This window comes from Agrobacterium sp. LEGMi-208b (assembly GCF_059511785.1).
In genome coordinates this window covers 2,188,305-2,203,769 of record NZ_CM183446.1, presented here as the reverse complement: position 1 = coordinate 2,203,769, position 15,465 = coordinate 2,188,305, and the positions used below count along the sequence as shown (strand labels likewise).

Genomic DNA, 15,465 nt, shown 5'->3' with positions numbered 1-15,465 from the left:
TCTCAATAGGGATCGACGGCATCGCGCAGGCCATCGCCGAGCGCGTTGAAGGCGAAGACGGTGACCAGCACAAAACCGACCGGTGCGAGAATCCAGGGATAGGAACCGATGACGGAATAGGTCGCGGTATCCTGCAGCATCAACCCCCAGGAAATCAGCGGCGGCTTCACCGCAAAGCCGAGGAAACCGAGGAAGGATTCGAGCAGCACGACGCTTGGAATGTGTAGCGTCACGGCGACGATCACATGGCTCATCACATTCGGCAGGATATGCTGGAAAATGATACGCCGGTCGGTGGCACCGACGGCAATAGCTGCCCGGACGTAATCGATACGCGCCAGCGCCAGCGTCTTGCCCCGCACCTCCCGCGACATCTGCGCCCAGCCGAGCGCCGACATGACGCCAACCACGAAGACGAGGAAAACGGTGGTCGGTGCGGTGACCGGGATGAGAGACGTCAGCGCGAGATAAAGCGGCAATTGCGGGAAGGCGAGCACCACCTCTACGAAACGCTGCACCCAGGCATCCAGCGGCCCGCCGAAATAGCCTGATATCAGCCCGACACTGGTGCCGATGACGGTGACGATGGCCACAACGCTGAGCGCGATGGCGAGCGAGATACGCGAACCGTAGATGGCGCGCGACAGCACGTCGCGTCCGAATTTATCGGTTCCGAGAAAATGCACCGGCTTGCCGTCCGTCGAGCCGAAGAAATGCCGGCTCATCGGAATGAGACCCAGAAGCCTGTATTCCACGCCTTTGACGAAGAAACCGAGATAAACGGGATTGTCGTAATCCGGCCCGACGATGGGCTGGAAGGTGACTGGATCTAGCTCTTCCGTTTCGGCAGTCGCGTAAACGCGGGGGAACGGACTGACATTGCCGTCCTTGTCCGAAAACCGCACCACCTGCGGCGGCGAGAAGCTGGCATTGGTTTCAAGCGGGTTCATCGGAGCGAAGAAATCGGCGAAAATGGCAATCAGGATCAGCAGCACCACCAGCACCAGCCCGACCATGCCGGTGAAGGAGCGTCTGAGACGCCGCCATACCAGCGCGAGATAGGACTCATTACCCTGCATGCCGCGTTCAGGCTTGGGGGTGATGGCGGTTTCGTTTTTCACTTCGTCAAACGCCATCATCTCAGGCCCTCCCGAATTCGCGAACGCGTGGGTCAAGCATGGCAAGCAGCATGTCGGCGATGATGTTGCCGACGATCAGCGTCGCGGCCAACACCATCATGAAAGTCGCGGTGACATAGACATCGCCCACCGCCATGGAGCCGACAATGGCAGGGCCGACAGTCGGCAGCGCGAAGATGATGGCAGTCTCGATCTCGCCACTCAGCATGTAGGGCAGCACGACGCCCTGATACATGACCAGCGGGTGGACGGCATTCGGCACGGCATGGCGCATGATGACCGCACCTTCCGAAAGCCCCTTGGCGCGGGCCGTCTCGACATATTGCGCATTCAGCGTATCGAGCAGATTGCCGCGCATCACCCGCATATTATAGGCCAGCCCACCGAAGACGGCGATGGCGACCACCGGCCAGACATGGCTGACGAGATCGACAAATTTGCCCCACGACCACGGCGCACCGCCGTACTGCGGCGAAAAGAAGCTGCCGATCTCCGACACGTCGAAATGAAACACCATGAGATAGACGAGGATCAGCGCCATCAGGAAGCGCGGGATTGTCATGCCAAGGAAGGCGATGGTGGAGAGCAGGTTGTCGACCCAGGAATATTGCCGTGTGGCCGCCCAGATGCCGAAAGCGATGCCAAGGATGGATGCGAAGATGTGGCAGACCAGCGCCAGCGCAATCGTGCGCGGCAGGCGTTCGCCAACCACATCGGCAACCGGCTTGTTGTAATAGAAGCTGTAACCGAAGTCGCCGCGGGTCACGATGCCGCCGATCCAGTTGAAATATTGCACGACAAGCGGCTGATCGAGCCCGTGTTCGACACGATAGGCCTGCGCCTGCGCTTCCGCCTGTTCGAAGGACGCGCCGCCCTGGTTCATAAGCTGCGAGCGGATGTAATCGGCATAATCGCCGGGCGGCGCCTGGATGATGGCGAAAGTCACCACGCTCAGGATCAACAGCACCGGAATGGCGGATGCTACACGTATCGTCAGAAATCTCAGCATCGAACGGTCTTCCTCGGTTTGGATGGGCCGTGTGTCTCCGGCCGCGCTTCACGCGCGACCGGTACCGGGTGTTCTCCGGGAGGAGTTCTTCAAGTTTCGCATTTCCGTCAGGAAAAGCGGTGTCCGCCTTTCCCGGATATGCTTCAGTTAATCGGGCCGCCCTCGCCCGGCTTGCCGGGAAGCTGCTCAGGGAAAAGTTCGTATTTGCCCTGCTTGTCGGCCGCGACCCACAGGCGTTCGCGGATGATGGCGTCTTCAGCCCAGTTGAACATGAAGATCGGCGTACCCTGCGGCACATTCGAGAAGCGCTTGTTGACGATGAGCGCACCGGGATATTCGGTGAGACCAATCGTATAGAGGTTCTGCGTGTAGACCTTCTGATATTGCTTCATCAGCTCGGCCCGTTCGGCATTGTCCTGCGAGGAGATGAATTTCCGCACCAGATCGGCCATCTCCTTCTCGAACGGCATCAGATCCAGCTCCTTGCCTTCGGGCGAGCGGTGGTTCCAGCTGGTGCGCGGGCCGACAGGAGCAAGCTGCTCGGTATTCTGCACCACGGATGAAAGCTCGGTGGAATTGCGCCGCACCAGCCAGTCGAACTGCCCGCCATAATGGGCGGCATCGCGTTGGTTGGAATCGAGGCTGTTGATGACAACGCGCAGGCCGAGTTTCGCCATCTGGCCGACGAGACCTTCCGCGAGGCTCTTGTCCGTCGCATAGCCGTTATTCACGAGAAGGGTAATTTCGACGTTGCGGCCACCCAGCGTTTCCTTGGGGAAATTCAGGAAACCATCGCCATCGGTGTCTTTCAGGCCGATAGAGGCAAGTGCTGCCTTGGCGGCCTCGAGGTTGAAGGGATAATAGACCGTGGAGGCGCGATCATAAAAACTGGTGCCCGACGAAATGCCGCCCGGATAGATCGCCGTGAAAGGCCCCTTGACCAGCGAGTCACCAATCGCCTTGCGGTCGAGGGCCGATGTCACGGCCTGACGGAATACCTCGTTACGGTTCAGTTCGCGGATCGCCTGTCCGCGCTCATCCGGATTGCCCCAGCCATTGGCGGAAAAATTCATCTGCAGATTATAGCCGATAAGCCGCGGCCCGAAGGCAAGGCGGGCCGGCGCATTGGGGTCTGCGGCGCGCTTCAGCGAGGCGACGAAGTTTTCCGGCTGCTCAAGATTGGAGAAATCGCCCGATCCCGCCACGGCCTGCACATCGCGGTCCGCCCAGGTGGAAAGCTTGTAATGGACCTCGTTGAGGTAGGGCAGCTGCTGGCCCTTTTCATCGACCTTCCAGTAATAGGGATTGCGCCTGAGCACGATGATATCATCGGGCCGATAGGCGACCGGCACCCATGCGCCCATCACCGGCATGTTCATATATTCCGGCGGGAAAGCATTCTTGAACTGGTTATAGGTGTTCTTGGAATATTTCGGATGCTGGGGTTTGAGAATATGCGACGGTCCGGGGCAGAAGCTCGGATAGGCCATCGTGTAAAGATATTGCTTGGGAAAAGCCGCCTTGAAGGTCCACTCGACGGTGTAATCATCGATCTTTTTGAGCGTCGTTCCCTCACCGAAAGCCTCGGGCGACGCACCCCCGCCGAGCGGTGAGACATTGGGATCGACGACGGCATCTTCCCAATAAAACATCACGTCATCGGCGTTGAAGGCTTCGCCATCCGACCACTTGGCACCTTTAACCAGATGCATCGTCAGCTTGTGGCCGTCCTCGGACCATTCCCAGCTTTTGGCCAGATTGGGCAGCGGTTCGGTGTCCTTGGCATCCACCTGGAAAAGCGGCGCGGTGCGCGTCAGGCATTCGGAAAGGGCGATATCGATGCCGCCCCAGCCCTGGCTCTGGCCGGCAATGTAGTTCCAGCCCTCGGGCCGGCCGCCGACCACATGGCGCATCGTGTCACCGTAAACGCCGACACCGTCGGGCATGTTGCCGGTCTTGTAGACCAGCGGCTCTTCCGGCAGGCGCTCTTTCAAGGGCGGCAGCTTGCCGGCCTTCTCGAATTTTTCGGTGATCCAGTCGGGTTCGCTGTAGCTCGGCAGCGCCTTGAATTCGAGGATCGAATCGCGCGCGACATAATTGATCTTGCCTTCGGCCGGAAATTGCGGCGGCTCGGGCGGCGTGGTGGTCTCGAAGGCATTCGCATTGAGTGCGATCATCGAAACACCAAGTCCCAGTGCCGAGATGATACCGATCCTGCGTTGAAGTAACATCGTCATTCCTCCCAAATGGCAGCTCTTCGACCGCCCACCCTCTGTGATCGTTGCGACCGGGCGGCGAACTCCCTTTCGCCGCCAGCCTGTTCCCATGCTTTTCCTCAAACAGCCTTTTTCAGCGCCGATTTTTCGGCCCGCAATTCCTCGATGGAACGCACGTTGCGGCGCGCAGCCCCCGCCCAGTCACGGGTCTTGACGCTGGATTTGGCAAGCCGCTCCTTCGCCGCCGGCACGGCATCGGCATATTGCGGCAGCCAGCGCGCCTGCGCGACGACCATCTCGTCCACCATCTGCCAGACCTCTTCCGGCGTGGCGACGGCACCGACCAGCGGGTCATGCAGCACGGCAAGCTTCAGCAGATCGATATCGCCGCTCACCGCCGCATGCACAGACATGCGCTGGACATTGATGGAGGCCATGCAGGTGGCAGCGCAGGCTTCCGGCAGCGTGATGCCCGACACCATGTTGATGCCGAAGCGGTCGACGAAGCCGGGCGACTCGATGATGGCATCGGCGGGCAGATTGCTGATGACGCCGTTGTTCTTGACGTTGAAATGGCCGCGATAGACACGTCCCGTCTCCAGCGCCTCGAGAATATGGCTGGCATGTTCGTTGGAGCGCTTTGCCGGATCGATGGGCTTGGCAGCCGAGGCGAGGAATTGCGGGAATTCGGTTTCGAACCAGTTGCGCGTTTCGGTGGAGTGGCGCAGATACCCGCCGGTTTCACCGTGAATCCAGTCGGACATGTCGATCCAGCGGGCGATTTCCTCCGGCCGCTTACGATACCACGGCAGATATTCCGAGAGATGGCCGTTGCTTTCGGTCGAATAAACACCGAAACGCTTCAGCACGTCGATGCGCAACTTCTCCTGCTGCGAGAAGACCGGATGCGCCTCGAAGGCGGCGACCAGCTCTTGCCTGCCGATCTTGCGGCCGTTGAGCCTTAGATCGATGAACCATGTCTGGTGGTTGATGCCGGAGCAGATGTAATCCAGTTCGGACACGCTTTTTGCGCCAAGAATTTCGGCGATCTGTTCCGCACCGTGCTGTACGCCGTGGCAGAGACCGACCGTATCCACCTTGCCATATTCAATGGCCGCCCAGGTGTTCATGGCCATCGGGTTGGCATAGTTCAGGAATTTTGCACCCGGTGCTGCGACTTCGCGGATATCCTTGCAGAAATCCAGAATGACGGGAATGTTGCGCTGGCCATAGAGGATGCCGCCGGCGCAGATCGTATCGCCCACGCATTGGTCGATGCCGTATTTCAGCGGAATGCGGATATCATCGGCATAGGCTTCCAGACCGCCGACCCGCACACAGCTGATGATATATTTCGCGCCCTCCAGCGCCCGGCGGCGATTGGTATCGGCCGTCACCTTCACCGGGAAACCATTGGCCTCGACGATCTTTTCAAGGATCGCCTTGATCATATCGAGATTGTGCTGGCTGATATCCGTGAGCGCGACTTCGATATCGCGAAATTCCGGCACGCACAGGAGATCGGTGAACAGTTTTTTCGTGAAACCGACGCTGCCTGCGCCAATAATAGCGATTTTGAAACTCATAACGCCACCTCTGTTGCAAATCGAACGGGTGAAACGGGCCTGGGGATCATGAAATGACGCTGCAGAAAAATACCCTTGAGAATCCCGGAAAACCGGCCTTACTCCCTATTTTTCAGCAGCAATATCCCGCTGGCTGTCTCCTCGGATCGGGATTATGCGTATAAAGACGGATAGGACCAGAGAAGGATTATGCTTTCATGGGTAATTTTGTGCTGCGCGATTTAATCGTTCAGGGATCCGGCATGCGCACCGTCTCGCTACCGCGCGGCCGCCAGACGCTGCACACCATGCCGACCAGCAGCGGTTATGAAATCCGCCGAGGCGGGAATTATGACTGGGATGGACGCAAGCGCGGCCAGACGCCTTTCACGGTGCTGCAATATTGCATCGGCGGACAGGGCAACCTGCGTTACGAGAACCGCCATTATGTAGTGAAGCCGGGTGAAACCCTGCTGCTGCTGATCCCGCATAATCACCGCTACTGGCTGGAAGACGGCAAGGAATGGGAGTTCTTCTGGATTTCCATGAATGGCGAAGAGGCCCTGCGCATTCACCGCAACATCCTCGCCGTCACCGGCCCAATCCTCAAGCTCCAGCCCGAAACCGTCGATCACCTTGCCGAATGTTGCTCGCGCCTGGTCAATGGCGCGGAAACGCCGGGAGCCGCCTCCGCCGTGGCCTATGAGGCGGCGATGACGCTTTATGACGATGTCTTCGGCTCGCATCCCTCTTTCGGCGGTGAATATCGCACCCTGCAGCAGGTGTTGAGCTATATAGACAGCCATCTCGGCGAGCGGCTTTCGGTCAGCGACCTTGCGGCGGTGGCCGGCCTCAGCCGCGCGCATTTTTCCCGCATCTTCACGGCGAGCGAAGGGCTGCCGCCGGCTGAATTCGTACTGCAGCGGCGATTGCGGCGTGCGGCAAAACTGCTGACGACAGCCGGAAATATTCCCGTCAAGGAAGTGTCCGTACTGTGCGGTTTCGAGGACCCGAACTATTTTTCCAAGGTCTTTCGCAGGCTCTATGGCACCAACCCCAGCGAATTTCGCACCACCGGCATGTATGCGAGTGTACGGCAGGACGGAACCTGAAAAAACAACTTCGTTTTGCCACGTTTCAGGCGATTAAGGATGGATGGTACAACCACTTTTGGAGACCGGCTGAGGTGAACAGCAAAATCCGCACGATCCTCGTCTTTCCAATCAGGGCAATCATCGTATTTGCCCTGATCCTCGACGGCATTTTCCGGCCGCTTTACCGGCCCATTATCAGGACCATATCCGGCCTGACATTCATCAGGCGACTGGAAAACCGGATTGCCGGCTTGCCGCGTCTCGCCATCCTGCTCTGTCTTGCCGTGCCCTTCGCCATTGCCGAACCCATGAAGATCGTCGGCCTTCTCCTGATTGCCCACGGCGCAATCAAGACCGGGATCAGCCTGACGATCCTAGCCCATCTGGCAACCTTCCTGATCGTCGAACGCATCTATCACGCGGGCAGGGAAAAGCTCCTCACCTATGCCTGGCTCGCCTGGATCATGCGTTATGTGCGCTTCGCCCGTTCCTTTTACGATCGCGCCAAACTCGCGACCTTGAACTGGATCCGACTGAGGGTCATGGAATTCCAGAGGTAGGGGCGCTTCCGTTATTTCCGGCGGCGCAGCGTCTTCAGGGCATATTCCACAAGTGCGGTGGACTGCAACGAAACGAGGATGATGGCAATGCCGAGCACGACGCGGGTTTCCGGCACCTCATCAAACAGGAAATATCCAACAGCCGTGACGAACAGGATCGAGAGATAGCTGACGGGTGCGAGAACGCTGGCATCGGCGATACGATAGGCCCGCAGGAAGCAATATTGCCCCATCTGCGCCAGAAGCCCGATGGCCAGCAGCGGACCCCAGTCGAGCGGCGCAACCGGCTTCCACGTCCAGATCGCCGGAACGGCGGTGATGACGGCAAGGCCGACGGTATAAAACACCATCATGACCGTGGTGTTTTCCTGCCGCAGCGCCCGGGTCTGGATCACGGCAAGTGCGCCGAACACTACTGACACAAGGACAACAAGCACGCCTGCGTTAAACTCCGCCCCACCCGGCCCGATGACGACGAGCACGCCAGCAAACGCAAGACAGGCTCCGGCCCAGCGATATCGGCTCACCCTTTCGCCGAGAAAGGCAACCGCCATCGCCATCGTCACCAGCGGTCGGGAGAAGCCGATGGCGTTAACGGTGGCAAGCGGCAGCAGGGTGATGGCGATGAAATTGCTCGTGAGCGCGATGGCGTTGCAGCAGATGCGGAAGAGGTTGCGCCAGGGATATTTGACACGCAGCATCTCCATCCTATGCCGCCAGATCAAAGGCAGGATGAAGATGAGGCCGATCATCGCCCTGATGAAGACAAGCTGGAAAGCGGGATAGGTAACGCCCTGCGCCTTGACGAGCGCCGTCATTCCTCCCGCAACAAGCGTCATGTCCAGCAACAGCCAGCCGATACCCGCGCGCGTATCTGTTTCGCGCGGGTTTTCCTGTTTCTCACTGTGTCCGTCGCCATTCACGCCGGTTGCACAAGATTGGCCATAAGGCGGAACGCCCCCGGTACAAGCTTGTCCATCTGGTGATGCAGCACGAGGCTGGTATGGGTATGCCGGCCCTTGCCGATGAGGCCCGAGACCAGCGCGCCCTTCAGCGGCTGCTCGTCAACATCATGCATGGCGAGCAATGGCTCATAGACATCATCCCAGCGCGAAGCGAAATAAAGCCCGCGCTCCTTGTCCCAGCCCGCCCAGTCGGCGGCATCGATGACATTGGGCCCGGCAAGCAGCGGATGGTCGGGCAACAGCACCGTCACCTCCGCCTTCGGGTCCGTTACCCGCCAGCGCAGCGACGGTTTGCCGATTTCAAGATGCCGGACCGGCGTTGTCTCCGGGTTCCATCCGTCGGTCGGCCGGTGATAGAGCGTGACGAGATGGCCGCCGTTTTCAACAAAGCGATGGAGCTTCTCCGTCGCAGCAGTGAGATCCCTGCGGATGCCGAAGGCGAATATGCCGACGACAATTGTCGTGAAAGACGAGAGATCGCCGCCGAGCGCCTGCGCGTCGAGTTCGGTGACATCGAGACCCATGCGCGGCAGCCATGAGCCGACCCGGTCCGCACCGCCGCCGACATAACCGATCCGCGCGCCCTTGGGCAGCTTGAGGTCCAGCGACAGGATTTTCATGACGGATGGCGCAAGAAACCGCGCCCGGCCAATATGCGGATAGGCGATGGGGGTGATCTGAAAGGCCGGCTGCGAACCGGAAATCGCCTCAAGCTGTGCAAGCCCCGCCGCGCCCTCGCCCGTGCGTTCGGCAATCCAGTCATCTCCCGATTTTTGCACATTCCAGCCGCCGGCGCTCCTGAATGACAGTGGTGTATCCGCGCCTTTCACGAGGGCCTGAAACACATGTGTGTCCCGGCCTTGTCCCAGCGGAACGAGAAAAGCATCCGGCGAAAGCGTGAGCGACTGCGCCGGCATAACGAAAAACGGTTCTTCGAGATCGAAGAGGGCGCAAACCTCCCGCCCTTCAAGCTTTGCAGCCACACGTACGAAACCATGGCCGTTGCCGCCTGCCGCTTTCCAGTCCGGCTGATAGAGACCCGAGATAGCCGCGCTTTGATCGGCCGTGAGAGAAAAGACAACCGTCTGTCCCAACGAGCTGATGGACGACGACACTCCGCTCGGAAGGACCGGCGTCACCTTGACATCGAATTCGGCTGCCCGGTCGGAAAGCTCCACATAAAGCGACGTTTCCCCACCCGGAACGATCTCCGCCGGCTCGGCATAGGCCCGCTCGAAAAGATCAAGCGCCGTCAGAATGACAGCATCGACCTCGGCCCGCTTGCGCGTGATCCTGTGGCCGTGCAAGTCCGTGAATTCGCTCGCCGCGGCTTCATCCACCTTTTGCAGAAGGGCTGCGGCATCCAGCAGCGATCTGGTGATTTCCCGCGTGTCGGGAAAGGCCGCAATCGCCCTGGTGATGGCCTGTTCGGCCTCGACCAGCGCTTTCCGGGATTCGGCATCAAGCCCCGCAACGCCGGCAAGGGCAGCAAGCGCCGATGGCAGGTTGTCGAGGATTGATCCTTCTTCTCGATTGGCGGCGTCAGTGAGTTCGAGATGAAGGGGCCAGAGTTCCTGCGCCCGCTTCGGCCAGTGCCCCATTCCCTGCGAGGCATGGTAATAACGTGACCATTCGCCGATACGGTCATATTCGGCACCGGTCGCCTGCTCCCTGCCGGCCGCATTGATCGTCAGCGTCGTTTCCGGCGGCGGCACTTCGTCATCATAGGTATCGCCACCGCCCGACCATGCCGGGAGATAGAACTTCGCCACCTTCCAGGGCTTCAGCCCCTCGGAGAAATGTTCAGGGTAAGCGGAAGGATCGGCCGCCAGCGCAATCGCGCTTCTTGCAGCCCGCGTCATGGCGCGGTGATGCCCGTGCTGCCCCGGCACATCGAGAAATGTCGGGATGACGATATCGGGCCGCTCCTTGCGATAGGCCCGCACCAGCCGCTCGACGATGCGCTGCTGTCCCCAGCGGCCGAAGGTCTGGTCGCCATCCTTGGAGAAGCCGAAATCGTGGATCATATCCGCCGGTCCGTGGCCGAGCCAGCTTATGTCGGCATCGATGACACGGGCGGCCTCTTCGAGTTCCCGCGAGCGAATGACGCCGAGCGCCCCCAGCCTCTCCGGCCCCAGCGCGTTCTGCCCGCCCTCACCGCGTGTCGAACAGGCGATGATGATCCGTATGCCCAGTTCCATGCGAAAATAGGCAAGAAGGCCGTTCTGCTCATCATCCGGATGCGCGCCGGTATGCATGACGGTGGCGGTGGATTTCAGCGCGCTCAGCTTGCGGTGCAGGCGAACGAGCCAAGGATCGGCCATCTGCCGTTCGATGCGTTCGCGGGGGGTAAGCATGGGCGGTCTCCTCCAATATTCAGCCCGGCGCCTGTGTTGCGGCTCCCGGGGATGTCTCCAGTTTCGGTGTGACGATGTCGAACAACGGCAGTGCCGCAGCGCCAAGGGCGGCGGTCAACTGCCCGGATTTGCCGTGCATGACGCGCGGCAGTTCCCGCTGCCGCCGGCTTGCGACCGAGGTCGGCAAATCCCCCATGCGCTGAATGATGTCGCTGATGATGACCTCCGGCAGCGCGCCGCCGAGGATGACAGTCTGCGGATCGAGAATATTCTCCAGCATGGCGATCATCGGCGCGAGATGGGCCGAGGCATCGTCGATCCACTCTGTCACGACCGGATCGCCGGCTTTGAACAGGGCTTCAAGATCGCCAAGTTCCGTATCGGCGATACCGGCATGGCCAAGCTTTTCCTTCAGCACGTACACGGAAGCATAGGCTTCGAGGCAACCTTTCTGCCCGCAGGAAGGGCAGGCCCTGCCCCGCGGCGATACGGTGACGTGACCGATTTCGCCGGCGTTTCCGAAAGCGCCGCGATAGGGCGAGCCATCCTGAATGATGCCAAGACCGATACCGACGCCGAAATAGATCATGCAGAAATTGGGGATCGCCAGCCCCGCACCGAACAGGCGCTCCCCGACGGCCGCGGCCGTCGCGTCATTTTCCACCACCACCGGCTGGCCGCAGGCATCGCTCAGCATCTGGCGGGCATCGATGCCACCCCAGCCGGAAAGGGTCGTTGGCCCGACCGAGGTCATGCCATCGATCTCGAAGGGACCGGGCATGACGACGCCGGTGCCAAGCAGTCTGCAACCGAGATTTTTCGCAACAGCCGCATGCTCGGCGGCGAAGGTCTTGAATATGGCCTCCGGCGTGGTGTCCGTGAGCGGCGTGACGCGATGGGTGCGCAGCATGCCGGCCAGATCTAGGCCGACGGTGACCATATGGTCGGCGGCGATTTCCACGCCGATCGTCGCGCCGCCATCCGGATTGACGGCGAACTGGATCGGCGGCTGGCCCCTGCCGGTGCGCCGTCGCCCGAGTTCCTTCAGCAACTCCTCGCCCACCAGCTCATCGACGATGTTGGCGACTGCCTGGGCTGTCAGGTGGGTGATCTTGGCGATCTGGGCGCGGCCGAGCGAACCGTGCCGCCGGACGAGGTCGAGGACGACTCGCCTGTTATGCTCGCGGCTCCGCTCAGGATTTTTTCCGATTGCTACGGGATAGGCATCCACCGTGTGCACCGTCATCTCTTCAATTTCCCCGTCCCTTAGAAAATTCATAACGTCCAAATGACGATAAGCGCAATATAATAATTCAAGTAAATTATCTTATTGACAAACGCCCGTGTTCGGAGAACCGTAGAGAACGACCGGGGGTCAGGCTCGCATGGGGGATGGGACACGAAAAATCCCGTTGCCGGCCGAGTCGATGAGCGCGCGCGAAAGCGCGGATAAAGGGAACGATCACTCCGCATCCGGAAGACCGGACGGAGGAAATGGAGGGTTACATGCGCAGGGCAACTCTGTTCGCCGGCTTGGTCGCCGGTTTCAGCACATTTGCATTCAACGCCGCCCAGGCGGTTGAAATCGAATATTGGCAATATGTCTTCGACACACGCGTAAAAGCCATGGATGAGCTGATCGCGGAATTCCAGAAGGCCAATCCTGACATCACCGTCAAGCAGGTGACCTTCCCTTACGCCGATTACCAGACGCGCGTCATCGCCGCCAATCTTTCCGGCAAGGGCCCTGATGTGATGCAGCTGTTCTATGGCTGGCTGGACAAGTTCGCGGCCGGCGGCATCCTGCAGCCACTGCCGACCGACGCCTTCCCGCATGACAAGATCGAAAGCGAATTCTTCCCGATCGTCAGCGCCATGAAGCGCGGTGACGATTATTACGGCCTGCCGACGGCGGTTCGTTCGCTGGCGCTCTTCTACAACAAGAAGCTCTTCACCGAGGCCGGTCTGGACGCCGCCAATCCGCCGAAGACGCTCGACGAATTCGTTGCCGCAGCGGAAAAGATCGCCAAACACGACGCCGCCGGAAACCTGACAGTTGCAGGTTCCACGCTCGACATGGGCGGCCAGGACCACCAGTGGTGGCGTGAAGTCCTCATTCGCCAATATGGCGGCGAGCCCTATGCCGACAACGATCAGAAAGTGACCTATAATAGCGAGCCGGGTATTCAGGCGCTGAAATTTTATACCAGCCTGCAGCTTGAAAAGAAGATCGGCCAGGTGGGTTTCATGGATGAAGGCCAGGCCGCCTTTCGCGCCGGCAAGGCCGGCATGACCATCGACGGTACCTTCCGGCTGGGCTCGTTCCGCACCATCAAGGATTTCGAGTGGGGCGTGACCGAACTTCCCACCAACGACAAGAACATCCGCTCCAACTATGCGAGCTATTTCGCCAACGGCATCAGCGCCAAGACGACGGGTGAAGAGCTTGAGGCTTCCAAGAAGTTCCTCGCCTATATCTCTTCCCCGGAAGCCATGGCGATCTGGCTGAAGACGGTGGGTGAACTGCCGGCACGCCGCTCTGCGGCTCTGACCGAAGAAAACCTGAAGGACCCGATCTACGCGCCGTTCCTGAAGGGTCTGGAATATGCCCATACGACGCTGTTCATGGATGAAGCCGCCCAGCGGCAGAACGCCATCGACATGACCAACCGGGTGCTTCTCGAAGGTCAGTCGGTCGAAGATTCCATCAAGCAGGCCGCCGAGGCCGAGCAGGAAATCATCGACGCGGCGAAACCCTGAAAACCGCAGGTCCAACAATGACAGCGATAGATCAACAGGGGGCGGCATCCGGCCGCCCCGGCGGCTCCTTTGGAGATCGCCTTTCCATGCGCACCAAACGGCTTTTGTGGATCTGGAGTTTTCTGGCGATCCCGATCCTGTTTTACAGCGTCATCCGCTTTTACCCGACGCTGCAGGCCTTCTATCTGTCCTTCACCAACTGGGACCTGCTCAGGCCGGCAAAGTTCATCGGCATCGCCAATTACGTCAAGCTGTTCAAGGACCCGCAATTCTGGAAGGTGTTCAAGAACACCTTTGCCTATCTTATCGTCGGTACGCCGATCAGCCTCGTTCTGGCTTTCGTCATCGCGTTTTATCTGGACCGGGTGCGCATTCTGCACGGTTTCATCCGCGCGCTTTATTTCCTGCCCTACCTCACCACGGCTGCCGCCATGGCCTGGGTCTGGCGCTGGTTCTATCAGCCGCCACCCATCGGCATCATCAACGACATGCTCGGCATGATCGGCATTCCCCAGCAGCCCTTTATTCGCTCCACCGATCAGGCGCTTTATTCCGTCATGGTAACCGCCATCTGGGCTGGCCTCGGTTTCCAGATCATCATCTTCATGGCCGGGCTGCGCGCCATTCCGACGACATTTTACGAAGCCGCCCGCATCGACGGGTTGGGTGAATGGGCGATCCTGCGCAAGATAACCTTGCCGCTTCTGAAACCCACAACCGTTTTCCTCGTGGTGTTTTCCTCGATCGGCTTCCTGCGCATTTTCGACCAGGTCTATAACATGACCACCAATGATCCGGGCGGCCCGCTCGGTTCCACCAAACCGCTGGTGCTGATGATCTACCAGACCGCGTTCAATTCCTATGCGATGGGCTATGCCGCCGCGCAGACGGTTGTCCTGTTCACCATTCTTCTCGTCGTATCGCTGATCCAGCTCTGGGTCCTGAGGGAAAAGAAATGAGCGAAGCCTCGCCACTCTCCCACGCCCGTATCCGCCCCGGCCGCATTCTCGCCTGGACGCTGCTGTTCATCGGCGGCCTGATCATGATTTCGCCGTTACTCTTCATGTTCGCGACCTCGTTCAAGACGGCGGATCAGGTTTACGATCTACGTCTCATTCCGGCCGCGCCGACGCTTGCGAACTACATCACCGTCATGGCCGATGGCCGTTTCCTGCGCTGGTTCTTCAACTCGATGCTGGTTGCGGTCATCGTCACCGTGTCCAACTGCTTCTTTGACAGTCTGGTCGGGTACACGCTGGCGAAATTCGAGTTTCGCGGCCGTTATTTCATCTTCCTCGCCATCCTCTCGACGCTGATGATACCGACAGAAATGCTGGTCATTCCCTGGTATCTGATGTCCAGCCAGCTGGGCTGGCTCGATAGCTACTGGGGCATCATGTTCCCGGGCATGATGACAGCCTTCGGCACCTTCCTGATGAAGCAGTTCTTCGAGACGGTTCCGAACGACTTCATCGAGGCTGCGCGCGTTGATGGGCTCAACGAATTCCAGATCTGGTGGAAAGTCGCCCTGCCGCTGGTGACGCCGGCGCTCTCCGCGCTCGCGATCTTCACCTTCCTCGGCAACTGGACAGCCTTTTTCTGGCCGCTGATCGTCACGACTAGCAAGGAACTCTACACCCTGCCCGTCGGTCTTTCGAGCTTTGCCGTGGAACAGCAGATTCAGTGGGAAATGATCATGACGGGCGCAGCCATTGCGACCATCCCTACCCTCATCGTCTTCATCGTCCTGCAACGCTACATCGTGCGCGGTGTGATGCTGGCGGGCCTGAAAGGATAATA

General features: G+C 59.7%; 12 protein-coding genes. 5 read left to right on the top strand and 7 right to left on the bottom strand.

Features of this window, described 5'->3' with window-relative positions:
- Positions 1-2: 2 nt before the first annotated feature.
- The 4 genes from AC5YUO_RS24550 to AC5YUO_RS24535 form a co-directional block, all read right to left on the bottom strand.
- Positions 3-1,139, bottom strand: a complete 1,137-nt coding sequence (locus AC5YUO_RS24550; protein WP_496155615.1) for an ABC transporter permease — start codon at positions 1,137-1,139, stop codon at positions 3-5.
- A 1-nt stretch (position 1,140) separates the two neighbouring features.
- On the bottom strand, positions 1,141-2,148 hold the full coding sequence (locus AC5YUO_RS24545) for an ABC transporter permease (RefSeq protein ID WP_269709190.1): 1,008 nt from the start codon (positions 2,146-2,148) through the stop codon (positions 1,141-1,143).
- Between the two features lie 143 nt (positions 2,149-2,291).
- A complete protein-coding gene (locus AC5YUO_RS24540; protein ID WP_496155614.1) occupies positions 2,292-4,379 on the bottom strand; it encodes an ABC transporter substrate-binding protein in 2,088 nt (695 codons plus the stop codon).
- A gap of 104 nt (positions 4,380-4,483) precedes the next feature.
- Positions 4,484-5,950: an alpha-glucosidase/alpha-galactosidase gene (locus tag AC5YUO_RS24535; protein WP_496155613.1), complete on the bottom strand. Its 1,467-nt coding sequence runs from the start codon at positions 5,948-5,950 to the stop codon at positions 4,484-4,486.
- Positions 5,951-6,147: 197 nt separating this feature from the next.
- On the opposite strand from AC5YUO_RS24535, the gene AC5YUO_RS24530 reads away from it, so the two are divergent.
- Complete coding sequence (locus AC5YUO_RS24530; protein WP_496155612.1) at positions 6,148-7,041, top strand: AraC family ligand binding domain-containing protein; 894 nt, start codon at positions 6,148-6,150, stop codon at positions 7,039-7,041.
- A gap of 74 nt (positions 7,042-7,115) precedes the next feature.
- Positions 7,116-7,583 (top strand): hypothetical protein, encoded by a 468-nt coding sequence (locus tag AC5YUO_RS24525; RefSeq protein WP_496155611.1) that lies wholly within the window; start codon positions 7,116-7,118, stop codon positions 7,581-7,583.
- 11 nt (positions 7,584-7,594) lie between these two features.
- Here AC5YUO_RS24525 and AC5YUO_RS24520 read toward each other — a convergent pair whose 3' ends face one another.
- The 3 genes from AC5YUO_RS24520 to AC5YUO_RS24510 are packed head-to-tail and all read right to left on the bottom strand — an operon-like array spanning position 7,595 to position 12,151.
- Positions 7,595-8,506 (bottom strand): DMT family transporter, encoded by a 912-nt coding sequence (locus tag AC5YUO_RS24520; RefSeq protein WP_496155610.1) that lies wholly within the window; start codon positions 8,504-8,506, stop codon positions 7,595-7,597.
- A complete protein-coding gene (locus AC5YUO_RS24515) occupies positions 8,503-10,905 on the bottom strand; it encodes a PIG-L family deacetylase (protein ID WP_496155609.1) in 2,403 nt (800 codons plus the stop codon). Before AC5YUO_RS24515 ends, AC5YUO_RS24520 begins: the two co-directional genes overlap by 4 nt.
- Positions 10,906-10,924: 19 nt before the next feature.
- The gene (locus tag AC5YUO_RS24510; protein WP_496155608.1) at positions 10,925-12,151 is read right to left on the bottom strand and encodes an ROK family transcriptional regulator; all 1,227 of its coding nucleotides are present in this window, start codon (positions 12,149-12,151) and stop codon (positions 10,925-10,927) included.
- 248 nt (positions 12,152-12,399) lie between these two features.
- Between AC5YUO_RS24510 and AC5YUO_RS24505 the strand changes: the two genes are divergently transcribed.
- From AC5YUO_RS24505 to AC5YUO_RS24495, 3 genes are read left to right on the top strand one after another with little or no spacing between them, the layout of a single operon-like run.
- Entirely contained in the window at positions 12,400-13,665 is a 1,266-nt protein-coding gene (locus AC5YUO_RS24505) for a sugar ABC transporter substrate-binding protein (protein WP_496155607.1), read from the top strand.
- 17 nt (positions 13,666-13,682) lie between these two features.
- Positions 13,683-14,624, top strand: coding sequence for a carbohydrate ABC transporter permease (locus AC5YUO_RS24500; RefSeq protein WP_496155606.1), 942 nt, complete (start codon positions 13,683-13,685; stop codon positions 14,622-14,624).
- Positions 14,621-15,463, top strand: a complete 843-nt coding sequence (locus AC5YUO_RS24495) for a carbohydrate ABC transporter permease (RefSeq protein WP_174029945.1) — start codon at positions 14,621-14,623, stop codon at positions 15,461-15,463. The genes AC5YUO_RS24500 and AC5YUO_RS24495 overlap by 4 nt, the downstream gene beginning before the upstream one ends.
- The last annotated feature ends 2 nt before the right edge of the window (positions 15,464-15,465 follow it).

Coding starts and splice junctions, on each gene's coding strand:
- AC5YUO_RS24540 (WP_496155614.1), bottom strand. CDS start 4,379: ATGTTACTTCAACGCAGGATCGGTATCATCTCGGCACTGGGACTTGGT.
- AC5YUO_RS24535 (WP_496155613.1), bottom strand. CDS start 5,950: ATGAGTTTCAAAATCGCTATTATTGGCGCAGGCAGCGTCGGTTTCACG.
- AC5YUO_RS24505 (WP_496155607.1), top strand. CDS start 12,400: ATGGAGGGTTACATGCGCAGGGCAACTCTGTTCGCCGGCTTGGTCGCC.
- AC5YUO_RS24550 (WP_496155615.1), bottom strand. CDS start 1,139: ATGATGGCGTTTGACGAAGTGAAAAACGAAACCGCCATCACCCCCAAG.
- AC5YUO_RS24515 (WP_496155609.1), bottom strand. CDS start 10,905: ATGCTTACCCCCCGCGAACGCATCGAACGGCAGATGGCCGATCCTTGG.
- AC5YUO_RS24510 (WP_496155608.1), bottom strand. CDS start 12,151: ATGACGGTGCACACGGTGGATGCCTATCCCGTAGCAATCGGAAAAAAT.
- AC5YUO_RS24530 (WP_496155612.1), top strand. CDS start 6,148: ATGGGTAATTTTGTGCTGCGCGATTTAATCGTTCAGGGATCCGGCATG.
- AC5YUO_RS24545 (WP_269709190.1), bottom strand. CDS start 2,148: ATGCTGAGATTTCTGACGATACGTGTAGCATCCGCCATTCCGGTGCTG.
- AC5YUO_RS24495 (WP_174029945.1), top strand. CDS start 14,621: ATGAGCGAAGCCTCGCCACTCTCCCACGCCCGTATCCGCCCCGGCCGC.
- AC5YUO_RS24500 (WP_496155606.1), top strand. CDS start 13,683: ATGACAGCGATAGATCAACAGGGGGCGGCATCCGGCCGCCCCGGCGGC.